We start from the raw sequence: 14,171 nt of genomic DNA, 5'->3' as shown, positions 1-14,171 counted from the left end.
TTTTATGATGCGAACCCCGGGGCTTCGGGGAAGGGTTTCGACATGAAGACGCAAGACACGCCTTCCGTTCCGCCTGATCCTGCGCTGACCGCGCAGCTGAAGCTTGCACAGATCACCTTGCTTGGACACGACCTGCGGGCGGCCGTTGCGGACATCCTTGCCTCCTTGCGGCTCGTCAGCCGGGAACGGCTCGAGGACGGCCCCCGGCACCAGATCGAGCGGGTGCGGGTGGCCAGCGACCTCGTCGCGCGGCTGCTCGACGAGGGGCTGGTGCTGATCGCCGAGGAGGCCGAGGCCGCCGGCGCGCAGCAGGTGCAGACCGCCCGGCTGCTGCGCGAGCTCGAGATCCGCTGGTCGGGTCCCGCCCGCGAACGGGGCATCGCGCTGCAATTCACCCTCGCCCCCGACATTCCGCCGGTGCTGGTGCTCGACCGGCTGGCGATCGAGCGGGCGGTGTCGAACCTGCTGTCGAACGCCTTCAAATATGCGCGGCAGGGCGTGGTGCAGGTCTCCTTCCGTCTCGCCGCCGGCGACCTGCTGCAGATCAGCGTGCGCGACGACGGCCCGGGCTTCCCGCCCGAACTGCTTGGCCGGCTGTTCCGCCCGGGCCAGCGCGGCAGCACGCCGAACATGCCCGGCTACGGCCTCGGACTTGCCATCGCCCGCGACATGGCCGAGCGGCTCGGCGGCCGGATCGAGGTGCACAACCGCCCCGAGGGCGGCGCCATCGTCACCCTGATCGTGCCGATGCTGCCGGCGCTGCCGCTCCTTGTCGAGGAGGGAGCCGCGTCGCCCGACCTGAGCGGGCTGCGCGTTCTCGTCACCGATGACAGCCGCACGCATCAGGCGGTGATCTGCCACATGCTTGACGACATGGGCGCGACCTGCATCACCGCCGACCACGGGCGCGAGGCGCTCGCCCTGCTGGCCGCGCGCGACTATGACCTTGCGGTGATCGACATCGAGATGCCCGGGCTTGACGGCCGCGGGGTGATTACCGCGCTGCGGTCGGGCGAGATGCGGCGGCGCCTGCCGATCCTTGCCTGCACCGCCGATGCAATGCCCGAGACCCGCAACGCGCTGCTCGCCATGGGCGCCGACGCGGTGGTGGTGAAGCCACTGGCCAGCCTGCCGCGTTTTGCCGCCGCGGTCGAACGCGCCCTGCAGCGCGACCCATCCCCGCCCCCCCCGCCCGCCGGGGCCGACCCGGGCTTCATCGACGGGCTGCTGATCGTCGACGGCGCGCAATTCAGCCGCCTGCTCGCCATCGCCGGCGAGGACGGCAGCCGCGAGCTCCTGCACCGGCTGCTGGCCGATCTGCGCGGCATCGAGACGCGGTTGCGCGACGCGCTTGCCCAGGGCGACGGCACGGCGATCCGGCGCGAGATGCACATCCTCACCGCGATCTCGGGCGAGCTTGGGGCACAGTCGCTCTACGATTGCGCCGCTGCACTGGGCGCGGGGCTGCGCGAGGGCCGCCCCGAGGCGACGGCGCTGCTCGGCCGGGCCGTTCTCGCGCGGATCGCACAGCTCATCGCCTTCACCGAGGGCGAACTGGACGCGCGCGAGGATCGCGCAGGAGAGATGCCGTGAACGAAGCCGCCTCGCCGCCGATCGCCGCCGATATCCTGCTGATCGAGGACACGCCGACGCTGCGCGCGATCTATGACGCGCATCTGCGCAGCTCGGGCTTCGTCACCCTTTCGGCCGCCTCCGCCGCCGAGGGGCTGGCGCTGTTTCGCAAGACCGATCCGCCCGTCGTGCTGCTTGACCTGATGCTGCCCGACGGCGACGGCATCGACCTGATGCGCGAGATGCTGGCGTTGCAGCCGCGCACCGCGGTGGTGGTCATCACCGCCGACCGTTCGACCGAGCGCGCGGTGAAGGCGATGCGCGCGGGCGCGCATGACTTCCTCGTCAAGCCGGTCTCGGAACTGCGGCTGATGACGGCGATCGCCAATGCCCGCGCCGCAGCCCAGCTGTCGCGGCCGCAGGCGGTGCCCGGGCGCGAGGCGCCGCTTGCCGGCTTCATCGGCACCTCGGGACCGATGCGCACGGTCTATGCCCGGATCCGCTCGGCCGCGCGTTCGATGGCGCCGGTCTTCGTCACCGGCGAAAGCGGCACCGGCAAGGAGCTCTGCGCGCAGGCGGTCCATGCGCTGTCGCCGCGCGCGGCGGCCCCCTTCATCACCCTCGATTGCGGCGCGATCCCGGTCGAGCGCTTCGAGTCCGAGCTGTTCGGCCATCTGCGCGGCGCCTTTCCCGGCGCGGTCACCGACAAGGCCGGGGCGGCGGCGCTGGCCGATGGCGGCACGCTCTTCCTCGACGAGATCTGCGACCTTGCCCCCGAGCTGCAGCCGAAGCTGCTGCGCTTCCTGCAGAGCGCGACGATCCAGCCGCTCGGCGCAGCGCGGCCGCAGCGGGTCGACCTGCGGGTGATCGCCGCCTCGGCGCAGCCGCCGCTGCAGGCGGTGCACGACGGGCGGTTGCGCGAGGATCTCTATTACCGGCTTCGCGTCGTGCCGATCGAGATGCCGCCGCTGCGCCAGCGCCCCGACGACATCGCCCCGCTCGCGGCGGAAATCCTGCGCCGCTTCGCCATTCTCGAGGGCCGCGCCTTCACCCGGCTCTCGCCCGCCGCCGAGGCGGTGCTGCGCGCCCAGCCCTGGAACGGCAACGTGCGCGAGCTGATGAACGTGCTGCGCGCCGCGACCGTGACCCATGACGGCGACGAGCTGACCGAGGAGATGCTGCCCGAGGAGATCCGCTTTCCGGCCGAGCATGCCCCGCCCTGCCCCGGGCTGAACATGACCACGCTCGCCGGTCGCAGCCTCGCGGAAATCGAGCGGCTGGTGATCGAGGATTGCCTGACCCGGCACGACGGTTCGGTGCCGCGCGCGGCGCGCGAGCTCGACGTGGCGCCCTCGACGCTCTATCGCAAGCTCGACGCCTGGCGGAAGGATTAGGCGAACTGCTCGCGCATCAGCCGCTCCTCGAGCCCGTGGCCGGGGTCGAACAGGATGCGGTGCTCGACCTTCGGCTCGGAGCGGATCTCGACCCAGAGCACCGGCTTGACCGAGCGCGAGTCCGCATCCGCCATCACCGGTCGCTTCGCCGGGTCGAGCACGTCGAAGCGCACGATCGCCGAGGAGGGCAGGATCGCGCCCTGCCAGCGCCGCGGCCGGAAGCTTGCGATGCCGGTCAGCGCCAGCACGTCCGAGCCGATCGGCAGGATGGGCCCGTGCGCGGAATAGTTGTAGGCGGTCGAGCCCGCGGGGGTGGAGACGATCGCCCCGTCGCAGACGAGTTCCTCCATCCGCAGCTTGCCATTGACCGAGATCCGCAGCTTCGCCGCCTGCGGCCCGGCGCGCAGCAGCGAGACCTCGTTGATCGCCAGCCCCTCGTGCATCACCCCGTCGACCGTCATCGCCCGCATCGCAAGCGGGTTGATCACCTCTTCCTCTGCCTGCGCGAGCCGCGCCGGCAGGTCGTCCGGGGAATAGTCGTTCATCAGGAAGCCGACGGTGCCGCGGTTCATGCCATAGACCGGCAGCCCCGCCCCCGCATGCAGCGTCTGCAGCATGAAGCCGTCGCCCCCAAGCGCCACGATCACATCGGCCGCATAGCGCGGCACCTGGCCATAGCGCTCCACCAGTTCCGCAAGTGCCGCCTGCGCGGCCTCGGCATTTGCCGCGGCGAAATGGATGTGGTTCGGCCTGTTCATCTGCGACCCCCGGGTTTCCGTCCTGATGTGACAAGCGACGATCGGAAACACAAGACGCGAATGGGCGCACGGATGCCGCGCCAAAACGTCCTGACGTCGTTTTGAGCGCTTTCGGCCCCGGGATTTCTGCGATAAACGACCCGCGACCATCCCGTTCAGGAGACGCCCATGACCGCCCAACGCGACGCCGGCTTCTTTACCGAAAGCCTTTCCTCCCGCGACCCCGACATCTGGAAATCGATCACCGACGAACTCGGCCGCCAGCGCGACGAGATCGAACTGATCGCCTCGGAAAACATCGTCTCGAAGGCGGTGATGGAGGCCCAGGGCTCGGTGATGACGAACAAGTACGCCGAGGGCTATCCGGGCAAGCGCTATTACGGCGGCTGCCAGTTCGTCGACGTGGCGGAAAACCTGGCGATCGACCGCGCCAAGCAGCTTTTCGGCTGTGCCTTCGTCAACGTGCAGCCGAACTCGGGCAGCCAGGCGAACCAGGGCGTATTCAACGCGCTGCTCGCACCCGGCGACACCATCCTCGGCATGAGCCTCGACGCCGGCGGTCACCTGACCCACGGCGCGCGCCCGAACCAGTCGGGCAAGTGGTTCAACGCGATCCAGTATGGCGTGCGCAAGCAGGACAGCCGGCTCGACTATGACCAGGTCCGCGCCCTTGCCCACGAGCACAAGCCGAAGCTGATCGTTGCCGGTGGCTCGGCCATCCCGCGGCAGATCGACTTCGTCGAGTTCCGCAAGATCGCGGACGAGGTCGGCGCCTGGCTGATGGTCGACATGGCGCATTTCGCGGGCCTCGTGGCCGGCGGCCAGCACCCGTCGCCCTTCCCGCATGCGGATGTGGTCACCACCACCACCCACAAGACGCTGCGCGGCCCGCGTGGCGGCATGATCCTGACGAACAACGAAGAGATCGCCAAGAAGGTGAACTCCGCGATCTTCCCGGGCATCCAGGGTGGTCCGCTGATGCATGTCATCGCCGGCAAGGCCGTGGCCTTCGGCGAGGCGCTGCGTCCGGAGTTCAAGGAATACGCCAAGCAGGTCGTGCTGAACGCGCAGGCGCTCGCCGACGAGCTGATGAAGGGCGGCCTCGACATCGTCACCGGTGGCACCGACACCCATGTGATGCTGGTCGACCTGCGCCCGAAGGGCGTGAAGGGCAACGCCACCGAGAAGGCGCTCGGCCGGGCGCACATCACCTGCAACAAGAACGGCATCCCGTTCGACCCGGAAAAGCCGACGGTGACCTCGGGCGTGCGTCTCGGCACCCCGGCCGGCACCACCCGCGGCTTCGGCGAGGCCGAGTTCCGCGAGATCGGCCGGCTGATCGTCGAGGTCGTCGACGGGCTTGCCGCGAATGGTGAAGAGGGCAACGTCGAGGTCGAGGAAGCCGTCAAGGCCAAGGTCGCGACGCTGCTCGCCCGCTTCCCGATCTACCCGACGCTCTGATCCCGTCGGCGGATCGCAGGAACGAAAGGCCCCCCGCGCGGGGGCCTTTTTCATGCGCCCCGTTCAGAACAGGCCGCGCAACCGCCCCACGGCGAGCACCAGCGCCCCGACCACGACGAGGCCGAAGACCACCGAGGCCGCGGCCGAGCGCGCCAGCCCCTGCACCCGCGCGCCGCTGCCGAGCGGGCGCAGATAGTTGACGCAGATGTCATAGGCTTCGGCGATCTCGCTCATGTCGGCTTGCCGCATCATCCGCGGCGAGGCGGCGAGCGCCTCGGCCTCGGCCAGCAGCGCCGCGGCCCGGCGCACCCTGCGCGGCAAGGCGCGGGAGCGGCTTTTGAGCCGGTCGCGCAGCGTGCGCCCGCGCGCGCCCAGCCGTTCGGCCAGAAGCTGCGAGACGCGCCCGGTCATCTGGCGCAGGGTGATCGGATCCATCGACGCTCCTCCTGACACGAAGCCTAGCCGCGCCGGCGCGCCCGTGCAACGTTCCCCCGCTACGCCCCCACTGGAAGAGCGGCGCGGGCCGCGCTACCTATGCGTCATGCTGAACGTCATCGCCCATGGCAGCGACACCGAGCTGCCCCCGCTCCTCATCGTCCCCGGCCTTTTCGGCTCCGCCCGCAACTGGGGCGTGGTCGCCAAGCGGCTGTCCGAAAAACGGCTCGTGCTGGCGCTCGACATGCGCAACCACGGCGACAGTTTCTGGTCGGACGAGCATTCCTATCCGGCGATGGCCAATGACCTTGCCGGGGTGATCTCGGCACAGGGGCGGGCCTGCGACGTGATGGGCCATTCGATGGGCGGCAAGGCGACGATGATGCTCGCCCTGACCCGGCCCGGGCTGGTGAACAGGATCGTGGTCGCCGACATGGCGCCGGTGAACTATGACCACGGCATCGCGCATGGCTATCTGATCGACGCGATGCAATCGATCCGGATCGACGACATCACCTCGCGCTCGGAAGCCGACCGGCGGCTGAGCGAGCGGGTGCAGGACCCCGCGACACGCGCCTTCCTGCTGCAATCGCTCGAGCTGCGCGACGGCCCGGTGCGGTGGAAGTTCAACCTCGAGGCGCTGAAGAACAGCCTCGAGGGCATCCTGGCCTGGCCCGACCCGCTGCCCGCCGCGGCCCATCCCTTCGCCGGACCGGCGCTGTTCCTCTATGGCAAGAACTCGGCCTATGTCCGGCCGGAGTATCACGCGCCGATCCGGGCGCTGTTCCCGAAGGCGGAATTCGAGGGCATCGAGGGCGCGGGGCACTGGCTCCATGCCGAGCGCCCGCGCGAGGTCGAGGCTGCGGTCGAGGCCTTCCTGTCGCGCTGAGGATTGCGGACAGGACAAGGGCCGCCCCGGTTGCCCGGAGCGGCCCCATTTCTGTCGTCGACGGATGCGCTCAGAGACGCGCGGTGCGCATCCGGTCGATGATATTGGTCTTCGCGAAGAACTGCTGATAGAGCGCGCCGACGATATGCAGGCCGATCAGCACGAGCAGCACGGTGGTGAGCGCCCCGTGCAGGTCGCCCGCATCCTCGACCCCACCGAACCAGGCCACCGCGCCGGCGGCGACGGTGAGGATCAGCACGAGGTAGAGCCCCAGATGCGTGGCGGCTGCCACGAGCTTCTGGATCGCCGGTTCGTTCGCCGGGGCCGCGGGCACGCCGTTCTTGAAGCGCAGGGCGATCCGCCACAGCACCAGAACGAGGATCGAGATCCCGGTCGCCACATGCAGCGGCGCGAGGATCGAGGCGGTGATCTGCTCGCCTTCGAGGCCGGCGTCGAAGGCTTCGCCGACAGCGTCGTTGAGCAGGAATTGCGGGATGATGAGCACGGCGGTGAGCCAGTGCAGAGCGATGTGAAGGCGGGAATAGCCTTGCGGGGCGGGCATGATGACCTCCGGTTTCCGACAGCGCAGTGCTGCCACGCAGCATTCTGACCGACAAGCCCGTAAAACCGGCTTAACGGCGCCCTGCAACCTCAGTTGCAGGGCGATTTGCCGCGTTTTCAGGCGTTCGCGACGATCTGCCTGGCCACCAGCCATGCCGCGGGAATCGCCACGACGAAACCGATCGCCGCTGCGGCCAGCACCGACTTCATGTCGAACATGTTCATGGTCAGCGCGGCGATGATGAGGACACCGGCAAGGGTCGGGCCGGCAAGCGCATAGATGATGCCCATCAGGCGGATCATGGAAAGGGTCTCCGTTCAGGCGCGTTTCATGCATCCACAGATCATCATTTGTGCAGCGCGAACCTTGATCTGGGTCAGATCGGTCCGCCCGGGCAGCCTGTCCGGGCGCGGCGTGCTGTCGCAGCCCCGGGCGGCGGGTCAGCACGAAAGCTGGAAGGTCGCCTCGCCGGTGTCGCCGATGAGCGAGGGCGAGGCCCACATCCCCCGCCCCGGCCCGACCGTCGTGCAGCCCGTCGCCTGCGCCGCCGCGCGCTCCATCAGCGCCGGCACCGCGTCACGCTCGGCACGGGAGAGATAACCGAGGCGGATCACCTCGGCGTGGTCCTCCTTGCGGAAGACGACGAAGCGGATGTCCTCGAGCACCAGCTCGTGCCGCTCGGCGCCGAAGAAGACCGGGCTTGGCTGCGCGCCGCAGGCGACAAGAAACAGGGCCACGGGCAGGATCAGGACAGGCAGGCGCATCGGTCCTCGCGGGGGCTGAACCCCGCCAGTGTCCCGAAGTATGGTTAACAGATTGTTAATGCGACTGGGGCGAACAGGCCCGCGGCGATGCGTCGTTTACCAGAACACCGGGCCCCAGGCCGGGCCCATGCGGCTGAGCCGCTCGAGATTGCCCGAGGTGTGGCGGCCGATCTCGACCATGCTCGCCTCGAGCATCGCGTCCGGGCCGCGTCCGCTCAGCGCCGCGACGGTCGCCGCCTCGGCGGCCTCGACCACGGCTTGCGCCTTTTCCGCGACCATCAGGGTGAACTCCGAGGGCGGCGTCGCCCAGAGACCCGCCATGCCGGCCAGACGCATCGCAATCACCGACTGCGCCTCGAAGCCGATGCGGGTGGCCTGAAGAGCCAGCGACACCGGCGAAATCGGTTGATAGTCCATAGGCACCCTCTCTCGCCTGCGCCCCCGGACACCGGCCCCACCGTCTTGCGCGGCATGTGGGGGCACCTGAGGAAAATCCTGACGGTTATGACGGTTTTCTGACGCCGGCGAAAGGGAGACTTTATGGCAAGACCCGGCGTTTTGCGCAATCCGGCCGTGTTCTCTGCGGCACGCTCTTGTCTTTTCCGCAACGGCAGCCAGATCTCGCGCAAGGGTAATTGACTTCCACTCCAGTCTCTGAACTCTAGAGTTCAGGAAGGAGCCAGTGCGGCAGAGCGTGCCACGCTGGCTCTCTGTTTGAAACGAACCGGGACAGACAATGATCAAACGTTTCATCATCGCGATTCTCGCACTTGTTCTCGTCGGCGGCGGCATCGTCGGCTTCAATCTGTTCCGCTCGAAGATGATCGCCCAGTTCTTCGCAACGATGAAGCCGGCGCCGGTCGCGGTGTCGGTCACCGACGCGGTGCCGCAGCGCTGGACGCCGGGGATCGAGGCGATCGGCACCGCCTCGGCCGCGCGCGGCGTCGATCTGGCGACCGAGGCCTCGGGGCTGGTGCGCGAGATCCGCTTTGCGGCCAACGACCATGTCGAGCAGGGCCAGCTTCTGGTGCAGATCGACGACCGCCAGGAGCGCGCCGATCTGGCCGCCGCGCAGGCCGCGCTCGATCTGGCCGAAACCACGCTGACCCGCGCGCGCGAGCTGCGCGACCGCGGCGTCTCGGCCAATACCACGCTCGACAGCGCCGAGGCCGAGGCCGTCTCTGCCCGCTCGACCGTGGCCAAGCTCAAGGCCGTGCTTGAAACCAAGCAGCTGACCGCGCCCTTCGCCGGCACCATCGGCATTCCGCAGATCGAGGTGGGCCAGTATGTCACCCCGGGCACCGTCTATGCGACGCTGCAGGACATCCGCCACATGCGCGTCGACTTCACCCTCTCCGAACAGCAGGCCGGCATCGTCAAGCCGGGCATGTCGGTCACCGTCACCCCGGAATCGGGCGAGGACGTGCTGCAGGGCTCGGTCACCGGCATCGAGCCGAAGATCGACCCGAATTCGCGCCTGGTGACGATCCGCGCCGAGCTGCCCGAGGCCGGCACCACCCTCACCCCGGGCCAGTTCCTGCGGGTGCGGGTGAACCTGCCCGAGGAAGAGGGCATCATCGCGCTGCCGCAGACGGTGGTCTCCTCCACGCTCTACGGCGACTCGGTCTTCGTGGTGCGTTCGGAAACGCCCGAGGGCGCCAGCGAGGCGCAGCTCGTGGCGCGTCAGGTCTTCGTCACCCTCGGCCGCCGGGCGGGCGACAAGATCGAGATCATCAAGGGCGTCGAGGCGGGCGACAAGATCGTCGACGCCGGGCAGAACAAGCTGACCTCGGGTGCGGTCGTGAAGATCTCCGAGGAGAACGGCACCGCCGTTCCGGCCGCCGGCAACTGAGGGACGCGCGATGCATTTCACCGAAATCTTCATCCGACGCCCCGTCCTGTCGACGGTGGTCGGCGCCTTCATGCTGCTGCTCGGCATCCAGGCCTATTTCAACCTGCCGGTCCGGCAATATCCCAAGGTCGACGAGACGGTGGTGACGATCACCACCACCTACGCCGGCGCCTCGCCCGACCTGATCCAGGGCTTCATCACCGCGCCGATCGCCGAGGCGGTGGCGACGACCGAGAACATCGACTACGTCACCTCCTCCTCGGTCAACTCGGCCTCGGTGGTGTCGGTCAACATGAAGCTCGGCTCGGACCCCGATGCCGCGCTGACCGAAGTGCTGTCGAAGGTGCAGCAGGTGCGCGGCAAGCTGCCCTCCGATGCCGATGACCCGGTGATCGTCAAGGGCACCGGGCGCACCTTCGCGCTGATGTATCTCGCGGCGATCAACCCCAACATGACGCCCGAGCAGCTGACCGAATACCTCGAGCGTGTGATCAAGCCGCGGATGTCCACCATCTCGGGCATCGCCGAGGTCAGCATCATCGGCGCCGCGAACTACACGATGCGGGTCTGGATCGACCCCGACAAGCTCGCGGCTCGCGACGTCACCGCCTCCGAGGTGCTGGCGGCGATCAAGGCCTCGAACTTCCTGTCGGCGCCGGGCAAGACCGAGAACATCGACGTCACCCAGTCGATCACGCTGAAATCGACGCTGCAGTCGCCCGATGCCTTCGGCGCGCTGCCGATCCGTGCCACCGGCGACAAGGTGGTGCGGCTGCGCGACGTGGCGCGGGTCGAGCTCGCCTCGGACGACTCGGGCGAGATCGTCACCTTCGCCGGCCGGCAGGGCACCTTCATCGGGCTTTCGCCGACCCCCGCGGCGAACCCGCTCGACACCGCGCAGGCGGTGCGTGACGAGCTGCCCGCGATCAACAACGCCCTGCCCGAGGGGATGAAGATCGAACTCGTCTACGACACGACCGAGCAGATCTCGGCCTCGATCGACGAGGTGTTCAAGACCATCGGCGAGGCCGTGGCGATCGTCGTCGTGGTGATCCTGCTGTTCCTCGGCTCGCTGCGCTCGGTGCTGATGCCGATCGTCACCATTCCGCTCTCGCTCATCGGCGTGATGGCGGTGCTGCTGGCGCTTGGCTATTCGATCAACCTGCTCACGCTGCTGGCCATGGTGCTGGCGATCGGCCTCGTCGTCGACGACGCGATCGTGGTGGTCGAGAACATCCACCGCCATATCGAGGACGGGATGAAGCCGATCCCGGCCGCAGTGCAGGGGATGAAGGAGATCACCGGCCCGGTGATCGCGATGACCATCACCCTCGCCGCGGTGCTCTCACCGCTCGGCTTCACCGGCGGGCTGACCGGCGCGCTCTTCAAGGAGTTCGCCTTCACGCTTGCGGGCTCGGTGATCCTGTCGGGCATCATCGCGCTCACCATCACCCCGATGATGTCGGGGCGGATCCTGAAATCGGGCCATGCCTCGGGCTTCCAGGCCTGGGTCGACCGCACGTTCGAGCGTTTCGCGGGCTGGTACGAGCGGCGGGTGAACGGCTCTCTCGACTATCGGCCGGTGACGGTGATGATCGTCGTCGTGCTGATCTCGGTGATGGGCTTCATGTTCATCCACACCTCGACCGAGCTTGCGCCGGAGGAGGATCAGGGCGCGGTGATCGCGATGGTGACCGGGCCGCGCTATGCGACCTCGGATTACACCGCGAAATACATCGACCGGATCGGCACCGACACCAAGGACATCCCCGAGCTGCGCACCTATTTCTCGATTGCCGGCTTCGGCGGGCAGAAGAACCAGGGCATCTACATCTGGGCGCTGAAGGACTGGGGCGATCGTGACCGCAGCCAGAAGCAGATCCAGACGCAGATCCAGGCCGCGATCGACACCTCGACCGGGCTCAAGGGCTTTGCCTTCGCGCCGCCCACCCTGCCGGGCACCGGCGGCGGGCTGCCGATCTCGGTGGTGATCCAGTCGATCCACGCGCCCGACCGCGTTTCCGAGGTCGCCGAGGAGATCCGGATCAAGGCGCAGAAGTCGGGCAAGTTCATCATGGTGCAGAACTCGCTCAACTACGATTCGCCCGAAGTGCGGGTGACGATCGACCGTGACCGCGCCGCGACGCTGAACGTCTCGGTCGCCGAGATCGGCAACACGCTTGGCCTGCTCGTCGGCGGCCCGACCGTGGCGCAGTTCGACCGCGACTCGAACTCCTACGACATCGTCACCCAGGTGCCGAAATCGTTCCGCTCGAACCCCGAGCAGCTCGGCCAGTATTTCGTCCGCGCCTCGACCGGCGAGATGGTGCCGCTGTCCTCGGTGGTGAAGATCGAGACCGGCGTCATGGCCTCGGCGGTCGAGCAGTTCAACCAGCTGAACTCGGCCACGATCTCGGCGCTGCCGATGCCCGGCCAGTCGACCGGCGACGGGCTCGCCACGATCGTGCAGATCGCCCAGGAGGTGATGCCCGAGGGCTTCTTCATCGACTATTCGGGCCAGTCGCGGCTCGAGGTGAAGCAGGGCAACACCATCGCGCTTGCCTTCGGGGCGGCGGTGCTGGTGATCTATCTGGTGCTGGCGGCGCAGTTCGAAAGCTTCCGCGACCCGTTCATCATCCTGATGTCGGTGCCGCTGACGATCTTCGGGGCGATCCTGCCGCTGAACCTCGGGCTCGGCACGCTGAACATCTACAGTCAGGTCGGCCTGATCACCCTCGTCGGTCTGATCACCAAGCACGGCATCCTGATGGTCGAATTCGCGAACCAGCAGCGCGAGGAGCACGGCCACACCCGGCGCGAGGCGATCGTACTTGCCGCCAAGACCCGACTGCGGCCGATCCTGATGACCACCGCGGCAATGGCGCTCGCGGTCGTGCCGCTGGTCATCGCCAAGGGCGCCGGCGCCGCCGCGCGCGAGGCCATGGGCATCGTGATGTTCTCGGGCCTGCTGATCGGCACGATGTTCACGCTCTTTGTGGTGCCGATGTTCTACACCTTCATCGCCCCCTCGGACGAGGCGATGCGCAAGGCGCGCGAGAAACGGCTGGCGGCGGGCTGAGCCCCCTGCCCTGCCGCACAAGACCCGCTGCCCCCGGCCCGTCCGGGGGCAGTTGCATTTCGGCCCCTTGCATCCGCCGCCCCGCCCCGCTTTGATGCCGCGACCTCACCCCGGACCTGCCCGTGCTCTTCCTCTATCGCCTGCTCCTGTCGCTCGCCCTGCCCGTGCTGCTGATCCGGCTCGGACTGCGGGCGCTGCGCGGGGCCGAGCCCGCCGCGGCACTCGCCGAACGGCTTGGCGGCGGCGCGCCCTCGGCGCCCGGGGCGATCTGGCTCCATGCCGCCTCGAATGGCGAACTGATCTCGGCGCAACCGCTGATTGCCGCGCTCTTTGCCGCGCGGCCCGGGCTGCGGCTTGTGGTCACCACGAACACCGTCACCGCCCGGGCGATGGCGCTTGGCTGGGGGGACGAGCGGATCACGGTGCGGGCGGCGCCGCTCGACACCCGCTGGGCGCTGGCCCGGTTTCTCGCGCGCCACCGCCCCGCGGCGCTGATCGTGGTCGAGAACGAACTCTGGCCGAACCGGCTGCTGGGCTGTGCCGCGCGCGGCCTTCCGGTGCTGGCGATCGGCGCGCGGATGTCGGCGCGCTCGGCCCGGCGCTGGCGCAAGACCGGGCTCGGGCCCCGGCTGATGCGCGCGGTCACCGCGCTTTCGGCGCAGGACCCCGCCTCCGAGGCCGAGTTCCGCGCCCTCGGCCTGCCCGCCCGCGCGACGCTGCCGATCGTCAACCTGAAGACCGCCGTGCGCCTGCCCGAGCCCGATGTCAGCCTGGGCTGGCCGCGCGAGACGACCCTGCTCGCGGCCTCGACCCACGAGGGCGAGGAGGAGATCGTCCTTGATGCCTTCGCCCGCGCACGGACGGCAAATCCGTCACTCCGCCTGATCCTTGCGCCACGCCACCCGCGGCGCGGGCCCGAGATCGCGCGGCTGATCACCGCCCGCGGCCTTGCCTTCGCCACCCGCTCGACCGGCGCCCCCGCCACCGCGCCGGTGCTGCTGGCCGACACCATGGGCGAGATGACGAACTGGTATGCCGCTGCCGGGATCTGCTTCATCGGCGGCACGCTTGCCCCGAAGGGCGGCCACACCCCGTTCGAGCCCGCCGCCCAGGGCTGCGCGCTGCTGCACGGCCCGTCGGTCTTCAACCATGGCGATGCCTTCGCCGCGCTCGATGCCGCCCGGGGCGCGATCCGGGTGGAAGACGCCGACAGCCTCGCCGCCGGATTCGCGCTTGCCCCCGCGGCGCAGACCGATCTGGCCCGTGCCGCGCGCCGCGCCCTCGCCGCGCTCGCCGCCGAGGGGGCCCCCGCCCGTCTGGCAAAGGCGCTTCTCGCGCGGATCGACACCCCGAAACGCCGCTGAAACAGGCATTCCCCGAAAATTTCAGCGATTCTTCGCCCGAA

13 protein-coding genes are annotated in these 14,171 nt (G+C 68.9%); 7 read left to right on the top strand and 6 right to left on the bottom strand.

What is annotated here, in order from left to right:
- The first annotated feature begins 42 nt into the window (after positions 1-42).
- Together DYS74_RS05760 and DYS74_RS05755 are read left to right on the top strand one after the other, a co-directional pair.
- The gene (locus DYS74_RS05760) at positions 43-1,593 is read left to right on the top strand and encodes an ATP-binding response regulator (protein WP_121531818.1); all 1,551 of its coding nucleotides are present in this window, start codon (positions 43-45) and stop codon (positions 1,591-1,593) included.
- On the top strand, positions 1,590-2,966 hold the full coding sequence (locus DYS74_RS05755) for a sigma-54-dependent transcriptional regulator (protein ID WP_121531816.1): 1,377 nt from the start codon (positions 1,590-1,592) through the stop codon (positions 2,964-2,966). The genes DYS74_RS05760 and DYS74_RS05755 overlap by 4 nt, the downstream gene beginning before the upstream one ends.
- Here DYS74_RS05755 and DYS74_RS05750 read toward each other — a convergent pair.
- A complete protein-coding gene (locus DYS74_RS05750) occupies positions 2,963-3,724 on the bottom strand; it encodes an NAD kinase (RefSeq protein WP_121531814.1) in 762 nt (253 codons plus the stop codon). The genes DYS74_RS05755 and DYS74_RS05750 overlap by 4 nt on opposite strands.
- Positions 3,725-3,892: 168 nt before the next feature.
- On the opposite strand from DYS74_RS05750, the gene glyA reads away from it, so the two are divergent.
- Positions 3,893-5,185: a serine hydroxymethyltransferase gene (glyA, locus tag DYS74_RS05745; RefSeq protein ID WP_121531812.1), complete on the top strand. Its 1,293-nt coding sequence runs from the start codon at positions 3,893-3,895 to the stop codon at positions 5,183-5,185.
- 63 nt (positions 5,186-5,248) lie between these two features.
- Here the strand turns inward: glyA and DYS74_RS05740 are convergent, their stop codons facing one another.
- Entirely contained in the window at positions 5,249-5,620 is a 372-nt protein-coding gene (locus DYS74_RS05740) for a hypothetical protein (RefSeq protein ID WP_121531810.1), read from the bottom strand.
- Positions 5,621-5,726: 106 nt separating this feature from the next.
- Here DYS74_RS05740 and DYS74_RS05735 point away from each other — a divergent pair, with 106 nt between their 5' ends.
- Positions 5,727-6,509 (top strand): alpha/beta fold hydrolase, encoded by a 783-nt coding sequence (locus DYS74_RS05735; RefSeq protein WP_121531808.1) that lies wholly within the window; start codon positions 5,727-5,729, stop codon positions 6,507-6,509.
- Between the two features lie 70 nt (positions 6,510-6,579).
- Here DYS74_RS05735 and DYS74_RS05730 read toward each other — a convergent pair whose 3' ends face one another.
- From DYS74_RS05730 to DYS74_RS05715, 4 genes are all read right to left on the bottom strand, one after another.
- Positions 6,580-7,071: a cytochrome b gene (locus tag DYS74_RS05730; RefSeq protein ID WP_183077463.1), complete on the bottom strand. Its 492-nt coding sequence runs from the start codon at positions 7,069-7,071 to the stop codon at positions 6,580-6,582.
- 116 nt (positions 7,072-7,187) lie between these two features.
- Entirely contained in the window at positions 7,188-7,373 is a 186-nt protein-coding gene (locus DYS74_RS05725; RefSeq protein ID WP_121531804.1) for a hypothetical protein, read from the bottom strand.
- 138 nt (positions 7,374-7,511) lie between these two features.
- Entirely contained in the window at positions 7,512-7,835 is a 324-nt protein-coding gene (locus DYS74_RS05720; RefSeq protein ID WP_121531802.1) for a hypothetical protein, read from the bottom strand.
- Between the two features lie 96 nt (positions 7,836-7,931).
- Positions 7,932-8,252, bottom strand: coding sequence for an antifreeze protein (locus DYS74_RS05715; RefSeq protein WP_121531800.1), 321 nt, complete (start codon positions 8,250-8,252; stop codon positions 7,932-7,934).
- A gap of 319 nt (positions 8,253-8,571) precedes the next feature.
- Between DYS74_RS05715 and DYS74_RS05710 the strand changes: the two genes are divergently transcribed.
- The 3 genes from DYS74_RS05710 to DYS74_RS05700 all read left to right on the top strand — a co-directional run bounded on the left by DYS74_RS05710 (position 8,572) and on the right by DYS74_RS05700 (position 14,130).
- Positions 8,572-9,687 (top strand): efflux RND transporter periplasmic adaptor subunit, encoded by a 1,116-nt coding sequence (locus DYS74_RS05710; protein ID WP_121531798.1) that lies wholly within the window; start codon positions 8,572-8,574, stop codon positions 9,685-9,687.
- Between the two features lie 10 nt (positions 9,688-9,697).
- Positions 9,698-12,766: an efflux RND transporter permease subunit gene (locus DYS74_RS05705; RefSeq protein WP_121531796.1), complete on the top strand. Its 3,069-nt coding sequence runs from the start codon at positions 9,698-9,700 to the stop codon at positions 12,764-12,766.
- Between the two features lie 122 nt (positions 12,767-12,888).
- Complete coding sequence (locus tag DYS74_RS05700) at positions 12,889-14,130, top strand: 3-deoxy-D-manno-octulosonic acid transferase (RefSeq protein ID WP_121531794.1); 1,242 nt, start codon at positions 12,889-12,891, stop codon at positions 14,128-14,130.
- Positions 14,131-14,171: the final 41 nt, after the last annotated feature.

The sequence above is a fragment of the Paenirhodobacter hankyongi genome (assembly GCF_003664585.1).
Taxonomy (GTDB): domain Bacteria; phylum Pseudomonadota; class Alphaproteobacteria; order Rhodobacterales; family Rhodobacteraceae; genus Rhodobacter; species Rhodobacter hankyongi.
Note: the sequence above shows the minus strand (reverse complement) of the source record. Positions and strands in the feature narration are given on the sequence as shown.